Annotated in this window: 10 protein-coding genes and 1 riboswitch; of the genes, 2 read left to right on the forward strand and 8 right to left on the reverse strand. The window is 41.8% G+C overall.

From position 1 onward, the window contains the following. The first annotated feature begins 1 nt into the window (after position 1). The gene (locus B3Q46_RS03955; RefSeq protein ID WP_286713602.1) at positions 2 to 2,776 is read left to right on the forward strand and encodes a TrlF family AAA-like ATPase; all 2,775 of its coding nucleotides are present in this window, start codon (positions 2 to 4) and stop codon (positions 2,774 to 2,776) included. A gap of 42 nt (positions 2,777 to 2,818) precedes the next feature. On the opposite strand, the gene uca is transcribed toward B3Q46_RS03955, so the two are convergent. The 3 genes from uca to B3Q46_RS03970 are packed head-to-tail and all read right to left on the reverse strand — an operon-like array spanning position 2,819 to position 7,843. Then, positions 2,819 to 6,424, reverse strand: a complete 3,606-nt coding sequence (gene uca, locus B3Q46_RS03960; protein ID WP_208462136.1) for an urea carboxylase — start codon at positions 6,422 to 6,424, stop codon at positions 2,819 to 2,821. A gap of 3 nt (positions 6,425 to 6,427) precedes the next feature. Continuing rightward, positions 6,428 to 7,081 (reverse strand): urea amidolyase associated protein UAAP2, encoded by a 654-nt coding sequence (locus B3Q46_RS03965; protein ID WP_208462137.1) that lies wholly within the window; start codon positions 7,079 to 7,081, stop codon positions 6,428 to 6,430. 15 nt (positions 7,082 to 7,096) lie between these two features. After that, a complete protein-coding gene (locus tag B3Q46_RS03970) occupies positions 7,097 to 7,843 on the reverse strand; it encodes an urea amidolyase associated protein UAAP1 (RefSeq protein ID WP_208462138.1) in 747 nt (248 codons plus the stop codon). A 30-nt stretch (positions 7,844 to 7,873) separates the two neighbouring features. Further along, positions 7,874 to 7,976, reverse strand: a riboswitch (guanidine-I (ykkC/yxkD leader). Between the two features lie 190 nt (positions 7,977 to 8,166). On the opposite strand from B3Q46_RS03970, the gene B3Q46_RS03975 reads away from it, so the two are divergent. Beyond that, positions 8,167 to 8,877, forward strand: a complete 711-nt coding sequence (locus B3Q46_RS03975) for an HAD family hydrolase (protein WP_208462139.1) — start codon at positions 8,167 to 8,169, stop codon at positions 8,875 to 8,877. Between the two features lie 69 nt (positions 8,878 to 8,946). Here B3Q46_RS03975 and B3Q46_RS03980 read toward each other — a convergent pair whose 3' ends face one another. The 5 genes from B3Q46_RS03980 to B3Q46_RS04000 form a co-directional block, all read right to left on the reverse strand. Beyond that, complete coding sequence (locus B3Q46_RS03980) at positions 8,947 to 9,297, reverse strand: hypothetical protein (protein ID WP_104426120.1); 351 nt, start codon at positions 9,295 to 9,297, stop codon at positions 8,947 to 8,949. Between the two features lie 251 nt (positions 9,298 to 9,548). Beyond that, positions 9,549 to 10,715: a fatty acid desaturase family protein gene (locus tag B3Q46_RS03985; protein ID WP_208462140.1), complete on the reverse strand. Its 1,167-nt coding sequence runs from the start codon at positions 10,713 to 10,715 to the stop codon at positions 9,549 to 9,551. A 40-nt stretch (positions 10,716 to 10,755) separates the two neighbouring features. Continuing rightward, positions 10,756 to 11,778 (reverse strand): flavin reductase family protein, encoded by a 1,023-nt coding sequence (locus B3Q46_RS03990; RefSeq protein WP_208462141.1) that lies wholly within the window; start codon positions 11,776 to 11,778, stop codon positions 10,756 to 10,758. Positions 11,779 to 12,096: 318 nt separating this feature from the next. Further along, positions 12,097 to 13,734, reverse strand: coding sequence for a long-chain-fatty-acid--CoA ligase (locus tag B3Q46_RS03995; protein ID WP_208462142.1), 1,638 nt, complete (start codon positions 13,732 to 13,734; stop codon positions 12,097 to 12,099). A gap of 259 nt (positions 13,735 to 13,993) precedes the next feature. Next, a complete protein-coding gene (locus tag B3Q46_RS04000) occupies positions 13,994 to 14,155 on the reverse strand; it encodes a hypothetical protein (protein WP_162835335.1) in 162 nt (53 codons plus the stop codon). Positions 14,156 to 14,265 lie beyond the last annotated feature (110 nt).

The raw sequence follows: 14,265 nt of genomic DNA on the forward strand, positions 1-14,265 counted from the left end.
GATGAGCCGCGGATCAGAATGGGGACGTTGGGACTTGCATGTACATACAAAAAGTACAGCTAAAAATGACCAATTTGGGAGTATATCTTTTGAAGACTACTGTATTCAGCTTTTCAAAAAAGCCTTAGAACGAGATATAAAAACCATTGGTATCACGGACTACTTTAGTATTGAAAATTACAAAAAGGTAAAAAAATTTCAAGATGAGATTAATGATCAAGCTCAATTTAATGATGATGAAAAAAAATTAATTTCTAAAATTTTAATACTTCCTAATATGGAGTTACGAATCTCCCCATCCACGGGTGCAGGCAGTTTAATAAACTTACATCTAATCTTTAATCCATCAAAAATTGAAGCTATTGAAAATCAAATTTTAAACCATATACAGATGGTTCATGGTAATGGAAACAAGTACCAGCTTAATGAATATGGGCTAAAGAGCTTGGGTCGCTTATATCTTTCAGAAGATCAGCTAAATGACCAAAATCTTGCTTTAAAGAAAGGGGTTGAGCAATTCTGTATTCCACACACTGAATTAATTGAAGTTTTTGAAGCGAATAATAATCTAAGGAGTGAAATACTTGTCTTTGTTGCAAATGGAGATAATGATGGTGTTTCAGGATTGAAAAGTCATGAAGAAATTTTACAGCAACAACAGGCATCAGCTTTCAGCCTTAGAAACTCTATTTATCAGTTGACTGATGGACTGTTCTCTGCAAAACCTTCAGATCACAAATATTTCTTAGGTCACGGTCGAGAATCTGCTGAAGAGATAATTGCTAAATACAGATCACTTAAACCTAGTATCCATGGTAGTGATGCGCATTGTCTTGAAGATTTATTTGAACCTAAAATGAACCGTTATTGTTGGATTAAGGCTGAACCAACTTTTGAGGGTTTAAAGCAAATCATTCATGAACCTGAAAGTCGTGTTCATATCGGGCAACATTGTCCTGAAATAAAAAACTCATATGAAGTAATAGATTATATCGAGTTAAATAATACCAATGTTGCAAACGAAAAAATTTACTTTAATAGTAATTTAACTTCTATCATCGGTGGGAGATCATCAGGTAAATCCACCCTATTGCAATGTCTAGCAAATAAATTAAAACCTACTGCACTAAACACCCTAGAACAATCTCAGCATATTGATGAGCTTTGTTCAAATTTTAGAATTATTTGGCAAGATGGCAAGGAGGATTACAGTAGACCCATCGAATATTTTTACCAAGGACATATGTATTCAAAGTCAAAAGATCAAGGTATTGAAGATATAGTTAAGGACTTGATACAGCAAAAAGACAACAAGCTTTTCTCTAGATTTAAAGAACAAAATGATTTTTTACGACATGAAATTTCAGGGAAAGTATCTACTTATTTTTCAATTCTAAGCTCTTTAAGTGACTATCAATCACAATTGATACAAAAAGGTAATAAGGATGATATTCAAAATCAAGTTAATGAATTATCTATACAAATCCAAAATAATGATATTGGAAATATAACTCAAGAGGAAATGGCTGATTTTAATGCTTCGAATGAAACTTTGAAAATTCTTAATAAAAATCTTGAAGAGCTTATTACTTTTAAAGAACTGCTTAAAGATAAGCACTGTTCTGATTTCTACCAACTGTTAAACCCATTAGAACTTAATTTAAATTATGTGCTAGTACAAACACACTTTGAATCCTTTGCAAGTGAAATAGAAAAATTTACAACTACTCAATTTGAGCAATTCAAAAAGCTATCCCTAAAAACTATTTCTGATCAAATCCTAAAAGTTGAACAAGAAATTTTAGGTATCCAAAGTACCGACACATTTAAAAAAGTAGAAGTCTATCTAAAGTCTTCTGACGCTATAAAACCATTATTAGAAAGACTAAATACTGAAAAAGCTAAAATTCAAGAGATTGATGATATTTTAGAAAAAATTTCTAAATTAACAACTGCTTTAGAACGTTTAAAAACAGAGTTTCAACGTACAATTTGGTTATCAATGTCCAATGTAGCCTCTGAATTAATACAGGCTATATCATCAATTACAATCAGCCAAGATCTACAAATACTTGCAACGAATATATTTGATAAATTTAAGTTCAATGAATTTATCAAAAAAACTATTAACCAACAGCCTGAAAAAGCCAAGCTATTTGCCGAAATGCAAGTTGCTTCTCAAATAGAACTATTAGATAAATATCATGAAATAGTAGCATCCTTAGAAGAAGGAGAAATTCGTTTTAGAGGTGGTACTACTTTAGAAACATTTACGAAAGAGTTCTTCGATAATTCATGGTTTAAAATAAAATTTGACGTGATCTATGATGGTGACAACTACAATGAAATGTCACAAGGCAAAAAAGCTTTTGTAGTATTAAAAATGACTTTAGATTGTAGTGAAAGTAAGTGCCCTATCATCATCGACCAACCTGAAGATGACTTAGATAATCGAGCTATCTATTCTGAATTGGTTACTTTTCTAAAACAAAAGAAAAAGGAAAGACAAATTATTCTTGTGACTCACAACGCAAATGTTGTTGTGAATGCCGATAGTGAGCTAATCATTGTTGCTAATCAACATGGGATTCATAGCCCAAATATGAATAATCATAAGTTCCAATATAAGTTTGGCAGTATTGAATCACTAGATCATGATCCAAGTTGTTCATCCACTTTAAATCAAAAAACAATTAAGTCACATATATGCGAAATTCTTGAAGGTGGAGATAGAGCCTTTAAGTTACGAGAACAAAAATATAATTTAGCTTCCTAAATAAAAAAGACCGCCTAAGCGGTCTTTTTTATTCCTATCTCATCAAGCCACCGGAGCCAAAGTAAACAACACCTGTCCTGTTTTTACCGTTTGCCCTTTTTCAATGGTAATGGCTTCAACTTTCATGCGTTCAGGGGCAATAATTGGAATCTCGATTTTCATCGCTTCAATCACAGCAAGCGTTGCACCTTCTTCCACAATGTCACCTGATTGACATTCAATTTTCCAGATCGAACCCGGCATATGCGATTCCACCGCACAACCACCTTCCGGAATAGTCACAGTTTCACCATCATCGACTGCATCCAGACTTTCAGACACGTATTCTGCCAGTCCAGCTTCATGCCAGCGACGGCGTTCTGCTTCAAAGTTCGCTTGTTGCGTTGTCTTAAACTCGCTAATGGTGTCGGCATTGTCGGTCAGGAACTGGTTGTACTCTTTCAGATTCAATACACCTTCTTCAATACGCAGTTTCAGGCGGCCTGCCTTAAAGTCCTCACGCATTTGCATCAGTTCTTCTTCAGACACTTCATAGAACTTGATCTGGTCAAAGAAGCGTAGTAACCATGGCTTGCCTTGCTCGAAGTCGGCATTTTTACGGTAACGCGACCACATTTGCGTAGTACGACCGACGAACTGATAACCACCAGGGCCTTCCATACCGTACACGCACATATAAGCACCGCCGATCCCCACAGCATTTTCAGGGGTCCAGGTACGCGCCGGGTTATATTTGGTTGTGACTAAACGTTGACGCGGATCAAGCGGTGTTGCCACAGGTGCACCGAGGTACACGTCGCCTAGACCCATCACCAGATAGCTGGCGTTATACACCACATCTTTGACTGCCTGTTTATCTTTCAGGCCATTAATACGGCGGATAAACTCGATATTGTCCGGACACCACGGCGCATCTGGACGCACAGTTTGCATATAGCGTTCAGTTGCCAACTGGGTTTGCGAATCTTCCCAAGCAAGTGGCAGATATACCGTACGCGATGGCACTTCCATTTCAGTCACATCAGGCAATTCAGTTTCAGCCACTTGCAACAGGCGCAATAGGTCGAGCTGATCCAGCTTGATTGAATTGAAATGGATTTGCAGCGAACGGATGCCCGGTGTCAGGTCAATAATGCCCGGAATATTCTGTTTTTGTACCCATTGCATCAAGGCATGGATACGGAAACGCAGGTTCAGATCCAGCACCAGCTCGCCATATTCCACCAGCATGTAGTTATTACCCGCTGGGCGATACACCACATCTGGCGCACCATTTTCACTTTTTAAGATATCCAGCACTGCATTTTTTAGCGTAGCCAGTTCTGGGTAGAAGGATTCATTAAATGAAACTTCTTGGGTATCCAGTGCTTCGAGTTGTGCATGATATTTTTCATTCAGCAATTTGGCTTGGTGATAGCTGACTGGAACAAATTTCACTTTGTCACCGGCTTTGAGCTGACCCAGTTTCCACAGCTCAGAATTGATCACCACTGCTGGACAGACGAAACCACCCAAACTTGGGCCATCTGGACCGAGGATAATTGGCATATCACCGGTGAAATCAATCGCACCAATCGCATAAGCATTGTCATGAATATTGGATGGATGCAGACCGGCTTCACCACCATCTTCACGTGCCCATTCCGGCTTTGGACCAATCAAGCGGATACCGGTACGGCTAGAGTTAAAGTGGATCTCAAAGGTATTGGCAAAGAAGGTATCGATGTCATTTTTGGTAAAGAAGTCTGGCGCACCATGCGGACCATACATCACCGCAATTTCCCATTCATGGCTGAATGTTGGCATTTGTTCCGGTGCCAGTGTTTTGACTTCATCGCTTGTGAATGACGTGATTGGCAGCATATCGCCAATGAGTAAGTTACGGCCAGCATGCCCCCCGAACTGACCGAGGGTAAAGGTCGCTTGAGAACCTAAATATTCAGGTACATTCAGTCCGCCTTTGATACCGATATAGGTACGGCAACCTGTCGCGATCTTGCCACATTTTAAAATCTGACCTTTACGCACATTCACGGTTTGCCACATTGGCACAGCCACACCATCCAATGTCGATGGCATGTCACCACCGGCCAGTACGATTTGGCTGTCACAATGGAATTTCAGCGTTGGACCTTGCAGGGTACATTCCAGACCAGCTGTATTTGGTGCATTCCCTAAAAGCTGTTTGGCCACATTAAGAGATAATGGATCAATTGCACCGGATGGCGGTACACCGACATCCCAGTAGCCCAAACGACCAGTGACATCCTGCACCGCAGTTTGAATGCCCGCTTGCAGCACTTCAATCTTCTGGGTTTTCCACTCAAAGGTATTCAGGAAACGTGTGGTTTGCGTACCGGCTTTAAAGACATCACAGTCGATGATGTTTTGCAGATATTCCAGGTTGGTTTCGATACCCGCAACTTGAGTTTTTGCCAGTGTATCAGTCATTGCCTGAATCGCGGCTTCTCGGTCATCTGCTGTGACAATGATTTTAGCAATCATTGGATCATAGAAAGATGATACATTCGATCCGGTTTCCACCCAGGTTTCGTTACGTGCATTATCATCAAACTCGACATAAGTCAGCAGACCGGCACTTGGCTGGAAGTTCTTGATCGGGTCTTCGGCATAGAGACGTACCTGAATCGAATGACCTTTGGATTCCAGTTGCCCGGTTGGTGCAGCCCAGTCACCGCTGGCAAGTGTCACCATCCATTCTACCAGGTCCACACCAAAGACTTGCTCCGTCACACCGTGTTCGACTTGAAGACGGGTATTCACTTCAAGAAAGTAGAATTCCTGGGTGTCGGTATCCATCACGAATTCAACCGTACCGGCAGAACGGTAATTCACTGACTCCATCAGCTGAATCGCGACATTCTGGATATAGGCACGTTGCTCATCGCTAATGTGCGGTGCTGGCGTTTCCTCGATCACTTTCTGGTTACGGCGTTGTACCGAACAATCGCGTTCACCAAGAGCAATTACCTTGCCTTGGCCATCACCAAAAATCTGCACTTCAATGTGACGGGCATTTTGTACAAATTTTTCCAGGTACAGACCGGCATCTTTGAAGTTGGCTTGTGCTAAATATGAAACTGTTGCATAGGCATCTTTCAGCTCAGCTTCGTTCCAGACCAGACGCATGCCGATACCGCCACCACCCGCAGTACTTTTCAGCATGACTGGGTAACCGATACGCGCCGCTTCTGTCAGTGCTTCAGCTTCATCTGCCAGTAATTGACTGCCTGGCAGTAATGGTACGTTAGCCTGAATTGCCAGCTCACGCGCTGTATGTTTTAAACCGAAAGCACGCATTTGTGCCGAGTTTGGACCAATGAAAGCAATGCCTTGTGCTTCACACAGGTCGCAGAATTCAGCATTTTCAGACAGGAAACCATAGCCCGGATGGATCGCCTGTGCGCCGGTTTGTTTGGCGACTTCCAGAATTTTTTCGACATTCAGGTAGCTTTGGCTGGCTGGTGCTTCACCGATATAGACCGCTTCATCCGCTAAAGTCACATGGAGTGAATCACGATCAGCTTCTGAATAGACTGCTACAGATTGAATCCCGAGTTTTTTCAGGGTACGGATCACGCGGCAGGCAATCGCGCCACGGTTGGCAATCAGAACTTTATTAAACATGACTTAAGCCTCCTCGCCTTCACGCACAACTAGCTGGATTTGTGTCGGGTTATAGGCATTACATGGGTTATTCAATTGCGGACAGTTCGAGATCAGTACGATCAGATCCATTTCTGCCTTGATTTCCACATACTTGCCCGGTGCCGAAATACCATCATCAAATTTCAGGTGACCATCAGCCGTTACTGGCACATTCATAAAGAAGTTGATGTTTGGACCGATGTGACGCACGTTTAAGCCATGTTTTTTCGCTACCGGATGTTTTGCCAGTGCATACATAAAGTTGTTGCGGCAGCTGTGCATTGGGTATTTGTCATGTGCATAACGGACCGTGTTACTTTCACATGAACATGCACCACCTAAAGTGTCATGACGGCCGCAGTTATCATCATTGATCACGGCAATGGCACGGCCAAAGTTACTATATAAAGAGGTACCTTTTTCCAGATAAATCTGCTGGTTTATCGCCAAGGTATCGGTTGCGCTATAACGCTCTTCTGGATTTTCAGCCGAGATAAATAAGGTATCAACAGCCTGATTCCCTTCCAGATCGATGATGCGGAAATACTGGCCTTTTTTGACTTCGCACATCCATGCTTCACCGGCAGGACAGATTTCGCTAAGCACGGTTTTTTCGAATTGTTGTAGAGCTGTCATGGTAATTCTCCTGCCTTAAACGTTAGAAAGTGCGTAGTAACGTGCGTTATTCTGGAATGCACGTTGGTTCTGTGGACAGGAGTCACGACAGATATCGGTTTCACCTAAGCAGTTGGCTTTAAACAGAGACAATCGAATATCAGCCGGTTGATATTCAGCACTGTTATCTAGACCATGCGGTGCAGCGGACAGGAACACCAGACAATCCATTTCAAAACGCAGTTCAATCACTTGATCAGTATTGTCTGAAGGCATATAAGACAATGCACCCGCATCATTCGGAGTGACTTTCGAGAACAGGTTGACGGTCGCACTCAGGTCAGTCTGACCGAGTGAGAATTTAGATAATTCAACTAACAGACCATCTAAACCGCTTTGGTACATGTCATTGCGGGCATCCTGGAAGCTACGGATGCCAAACTGTTTTTCAATCTGTTCAGGGCGGGATGGACTACAGAAAGTATCGTTCCAGCCAGCTTCATCTTTAACGATGGATGCCATTACACGACCCAGATCGGAATACAGCACATTTCCTGCTGTCAGGTATGCGGTATGCTGGCCTTTCAGGCTGTCTGGCATATTGTAACGTTCCAGTTTATCTTCAGCATTGACACAGAACAGGGATACGTTTGCATTGGCACCCAGTGCCTTGAATTGCAGAACCGCACCTTTTTGAATGCGTCCGGACCAATGATGCCCTCCCGGCAGGATTTCAGTCCAAAGTGTTTGATTGTTATGGTACTTATTGTCTATTGCGCCCATTTGCATGACCTCTCTAAGGTTTTTGTTCCAACCTCCCGGGCTTTTATCCCTCCGTGTAGCTCAAATCGAGCCGTGAACTCTCGGTCTCAGGCGCAGTTTTTGAAAAACTGCCGGAACCCTAGATCACTTTATGATGCTTAGATAAATGCAAATGCTGTGCCAGTTTAGTATTACGATTTTTATTATTAGTAATACTTAAAATGCTCAAAATAAGTTCGTTTTAGGAATTTATTGATAAATACAGACTGGATGTGCACCCAAACTGGACTTTTTATCTCTATCCAAAAACGGGATAATGGCGGAGGAAGAAAAATGGGTGTGTCATGTTTAAAGATAAAAAGCTGGTGTGTTTTGACCTGGATGGAACCTTGATTGACTCAGTGGGAATCTGGAACCAGGTCGATGCTGCCCTGATTCAGGAATTGTCGGGGATCGAAGTCGGTCTGGATCAGATTCAGCAACAGCGTGACCTGCAACTGAAAGCCTTTAGACATATGCCCGATCCCTATCTGGAATATTGTGGCTATTTAAAAGACCTATATGGTTTCAAGCCAAGCAAGGAAGAGGTTAAAAATCGCCGTTATCATATTTCACGGCATTTTCTGGATCATGTGATAGAACTCAAACCGCAAGCTGAGCTGCTGATTCAAGCCTTAAAACAGCAAGGGATACAATTGGCACTCACGACTACCACCAGCTTATTCAATGTGCAGCGTTATCAGGATAATAACCAGAAGATTAATCAGAAAATAAGTTTTGATGATGATTTTGCGATTATTTTGACTCGTGAAAATGTCGAGAATATCAAACCACATCCAGAAATGTATTTAAATGCGCTCCAGCATTTTGAAATTGAAGCCAAAGATTGCCTGATTATTGAAGACTCTTTAATTGGGGTGGAAGCTGCCAACAATGCGGGGATTGATGTAGTGGCAATTTACGACCAGTATTCTGCGCATGAAATGGACCTGATCAAAGCCAAGGCAGATTATTTTGTAGAAGATTTTGCTGGTCTCATAAAATTGGTGAACTAAAAAAATGCCATGAATCCTTCCTAATCATGGCATTTTTCGTGTTATCTCTGAATTGATTAGATTAGAGCATTATTTGGCTTTTTTATAAACGGAGCCTGAACCGACCAGATTGCCAGTTTTTGCGTCAATTGCGAAATCAACGACACCTGCACCTGAATTAATCTGAAGCAGACCATTATCAGCGACTGAAGCTGGCATCGGATTTTTCTTGTCGGTTTTGCCGCTTTCTTTGTCTTTAATGGTATTGGTAATGAAATAGTTTTCACCATTTTTGGAAATCACCAGGATATTTTCCAATTTTGGGTTTTCCAGTGTATTTTTCCAGTTCCCCTGATAATCTGGTGCTGGGGTTTCCGGGGTATTACACGCGGTTAACAGCAATAAAAGTGAGATGCCTGAAAAATATTTAAGATATTTCAAAACTGAGACCTTGAATGATAGAACGCGGCCATTATAAAAAGAACCTCCTTGAGGTAAACGCTTAGCTTGTAGGCGAAGCGTTTCTGCGGTAGTAAATCTGTCCCGCCTTCGTCATTTTTTGAAAATCATCTTCATATTTCATTCATAAATTCGTGTGAATTGACCACTTTTTAACAGATAAAAAAATCCTCAATAGACCATCCAAATCTATTGAGGAGTACCAAACTGGATAATAGAGAAACCTTAAAAAATTAATTTACAAGTTTGGATTTAAAGTAACGAAACACCGATTTAACTGCATGAGTTTTTTCTGCAATTTGCTGATTCCATTCATTTGGTAGTGAGCATTTCGCCAGTCTGACCCATACAGTCGAGAACTGTTTTATAAAGCTGGCCTCGTTATAGTGAATCCCATACTCAGCACATAAGGCTTTGATTTTTGGTGCTACTTCGGCATAACGGTTTGCTGGCATATCTGGGAACAGATGATGCTCAATCTGATGGCTTAAATTACCACTCAGAATATGCAACCAGTTCGCCCCACTGAAGTTGCTCGAACCACGGATCTGACGCAGATACCATTCCGCACGGGTTTCATTGTCGGTATTGTCCATTTCAAAGGTTTCTGCATCTTCAGTGAAATGTCCATTGAAGATCACCGCAGACGCCCAGAGGCTACGAATCACATTGGCAACCGCATTCCCGGTAAATACTGGAATCGCATTTGGACCGGCAATCAGTGGGAAAAATACATAATCTTTTAGGACCTGACGACGCATTTTTTTGCGTAAAGGTGCCGCTTCTTCCCAGACCTGTTTCCAGGTTTTGGTTTTATAGGCAATTACATCTTCCAGATGCAAACGCTGTACACCCACATACCATTCAAAGAACACCATCAACTGAATGGTTAAAGGAATATTCCAGATAAAACGTAGTTCCCACGGCTGAGATTCACTGACACGGATCAGACCATAACCGACATCGTGATCCATACCGACAATATTGGTATACGTGTGGTGAATATAGTTATGCGTGTATTTCCAGTCATCCCCAGTGGAAATAGTATCCCAATCATAAGTCGAACCATTCAAACTCGGGTCATTCATCCAGTCGAACTGGCCGTGCATCACGTTATGACCAAGTTCCATATTTTCCACGATTTTCGAGATACCCAATAAGCCTGTGCCCGTTAACCAGACTGGCGGCAACCAGCCTGCAAACATCAACATGCCGCGGGAAGCAATCTCGCTATAACGTACAAAATTACGGATTTTATAAATATATTCTGCGTCTTTTTCGCCCAAATCTTCCATTACTTCACGGCGGATAGCATCAACCTTGGCACCGAATTCTTCAACCTGTTCCGGGCTTAGAAATTGAGATTTACTATGTTTTTTAAAATCAATTTGCATATTCATGGGAGCACCTTCTTATTCGTTTAGTAATGGTTGAAATAGCTTATAAATTAATCACCACAGGACTGACGGCCTGTGAAATACAAAGTTTAATTGGAATATTGTTGCCGTGGTCGATCTCACCTGTCAGCATGTTTTTAACTGAACCGCTGACTTTGGTACAGGAGCAAGTATTACAAATGCCCATACGGCAACCATGCGCTGGACGAAGACCCGCCTGCTCTGCACTTTCCAGCAGATTAGATTCTGCCTGGAATTCCTGCTGCGATCTTAAAAACTGTACAGGCTGGGCTTTCACTTTTTCATCCATCGCAATCTGGAAATATTCAGAATGGAAACTGGATTTCACCGCCAGTTTATCGGCAATTTTGAGTGCAGTTTTCATCATTCCCGCTGAACCACAGGCATAGATTTCACGCTGTTCAAAGTCTGGTACCAGCTTGTTTAGCAATTGCTGACTCAGATGTTGCTTATGCTCGACTGTATTAAAATGATGATATTTCAGATGAGGATGCATTAACGCCAAGGTTTTGATCTCGGCATGAAATGCATCATCACGGGTGAAATAGATCAGATCAATCGGATGCTGAAATTGCACGACTGCTTTTTGCAATAAGGAATAAATTGCTGTAATGCCACTGCCTGATGCCAGAAACAGAATCGGTTTAGGAGAGTTTAATAAGGTAAATTCGCCCTGTGGCTGAGACAGCTCGACCACTGCACCCAGTTGCAATAAAGTTAAGGCACGTGACACTTTACCTTGCTGCTTGACTGCAATAATCACATCACCATTTTTTAAAATGGTCACGATAGAATAATGACGTTGATGACGAACTCCATCTAGACGCAGAGTCACCGCGATATTTTGACCGGCCTGAAATGACCCACGGTTAAAGTTATAATTTGGACGTAACTGGATTTTGAAAAAGTCTGGGCTAACCGCCTGAATATTCACGACCGATGCTTTGACTTTTTTGAGTGCCCAGGTTGGATGGATTTTTTCACCAACAAAATCAATGAAATCTTCACGAATCCAATGCGGCTTGTAGGTTGTCATACTTGTCATTTTTATCCCCTCTATTCCGCAGACAGCATTAATGTACAACTGTCTATTTATTATGTAGTCCAGAATAAAGAATTTTGAAGCTCACACCATGTCAATGTAGGTCAAATTATGTGCTTAGAAACCATAGTTGGACTTTTTGTAAGACAATCCTAGCCAGAAAGTGCTGTTAAAACTGTATGAACTGAATAAATTGCTTTTTTGGTCTGTATATTTTTAGCAAAAACATATAAAAAAACTGACCTCTATATAAGAGATCAGTTTCTGTTTTAAATATTCGGTGAGTTAAAAAGGCAAAATTTTACCTTTTAAAGAAATAGCTTAACCTACGGCCTGTTCCAGCAAGATAGAGCCATAAAGTTCACGCAGGTCTTTTTTCAGCATCTTGCCGGTTCCACTTAACGGAATAGAATCTACAAAGATCACGCGATCCGGAATTTGCCATTTAGCGACCTTGTCCGCATAGTAATCCAGCATTTCAGCTTCACTCACATGACTCTCTGGCTTTTTAATCGCAATCAGAACGGGACGCTCATCCCATTTAGGATGCTGTGCCGCAATCACGGCAGCCATGGCAATTTCAGGATGTCCCATCGCCATATTTTCAAGATCGACTGAAGAGATCCATTCACCGCCTGATTTGATCAGATCTTTGGAGCGATCACACAGCTTCATAAAGCCATCTTTATTTAAGGTAGCAATATCTCCGGTATCAAACCATCCATCTGCTGTGAGCGTAGATTCTTCCTTGCCAAAATAATGATCAATGATCCAGTGCCCTTTAATCTGCAGATTGCCTATGGTTTCACCATCCCGGGCAATTTCCTGGGTTCCTTTTTCTTCATCGGTTAAACGTAAATCAACGCCAAACGGTGGACGACCTTGAGACAAGCGAATCTGCATTTTTTCTTCATCCGCTAGATCAAGATGTTTGGTTTTTAGCTGATTGGCACTACCAAGTGGACTGGTTTCAGTCATCCCCCAAGCATGAATGGTTTCACAGTTAAACTGCTCTTTAAAGGTTTTCAGCATAGCCGGTGGACAGGCAGAACCACCGACCACATTCCGTTTCAGGCTTTCCAGTTTTGAACCACTTTGCTGGGCAGCCGCAATCAGCCCTTGCCAGATCGTTGGAACACCTAAAGCCACAGATACTTTATACGTATCAATCAGATTGACCAGACTGGCTCCATCCAGGCCCAGCCCCGGCAACACCAAAGTACAACCGACCATGGCAGCGGCATATGGGGTTCCCCAGGCATTGACATGGAACATTGGCACCACCGGCAGCATGATGTCACGCGCTGCCACATTCAGGGAATCCGGCATGATGATGGCATAACTATGCAACACTGTTGAGCGATGGCTATATAAAACCCCTTTCGGATTTCCAGTCGTACCGGAGGTATAACACAGTGAACTCGCTGTATTTTCATCCAGTTCAGGCCAGTCAAATTCTGCAGATTGCAGGGCAAGCAAATCATCATAAAACTGAACTTCCGGAATGGCTTCACAAATCGACGAATCTTCAGCATCCAGACAAATATACTGTTCTACAGTTTTTAATAACGGTTTGACGGCTTTAATTAAAGGTGCAAAGGTTTTATCAAACAGCAGTACCCGATCGGCAGCGTCATTGATAATAAATACCAGCTGTTCCGGAAATAAACGCGGGTTGATGGTGTGGCAAACCAGTCCACTTCCCGAAATGGCATACCATGATTCTAGATGTCGATGATTATTCCAGGCAATGGTCGCAACCCGATCGCCGAGTGTCAGACCGAATTGCTGTAATACATTGGCAAAACGTTTCGAGTTTTCCCGGATTTCTCCCCAATTGGTCTTTTTAATGCTGGTATCGGTATTTTTAGAAATGATCTCGGTATCGGCATGATAACGACCGGCATGTTCAATCATGCTGCTGATCAGTAAGGGCTGGAACATCATATTTCCGAGCATGCTTCACTCCTTTATCCTTGTTGTTTGTCCATCTGCTATATCGTTGTTATTTCTGTATGATGCGCTGGCGAAAAGCCTGTATTCATTTTTATCATCAAACAGTCTGAATCTAGCAAGGAAATCTGACTTTGTGAGTGTCAAATTGTGACAAAGTCATAGAGTGGATGCAGAAAAAGTAGAAAATAAAACTGGTAATGTGTGGCATAAAAAAGCCCCAATTTAGATTGGGGCGATGATAGTGTTCAGGGAGAAGAGAATTTTAAAAGCCGCTCATCATAATTTTGTCTGCATTTACTACAAAGATAACGCCGAGGCAGAATAAACCGGCATAAAGTGCAAACCAGAGAATCATCTTCTTGAATGCTGCATCAGAAATACTGCTATCCGCATATTTTGGTGCTTTGTTGTCTTCTGAATTCATATGATCACCCATAGGTTGGTCTGGCGTTATGAGTTTTATTATCAGCAGACCTAAATCAGCTGTATAGATACAATATTTATTTAAAATAAGGCGGATTCAAGCAGCAAGTG

Origin of the sequence: Acinetobacter sp. UBA2581 (assembly GCF_002339435.1) — a bacterium.
In the GTDB taxonomy this organism is placed as follows: domain Bacteria; phylum Pseudomonadota; class Gammaproteobacteria; order Pseudomonadales; family Moraxellaceae; genus Acinetobacter; species Acinetobacter variabilis.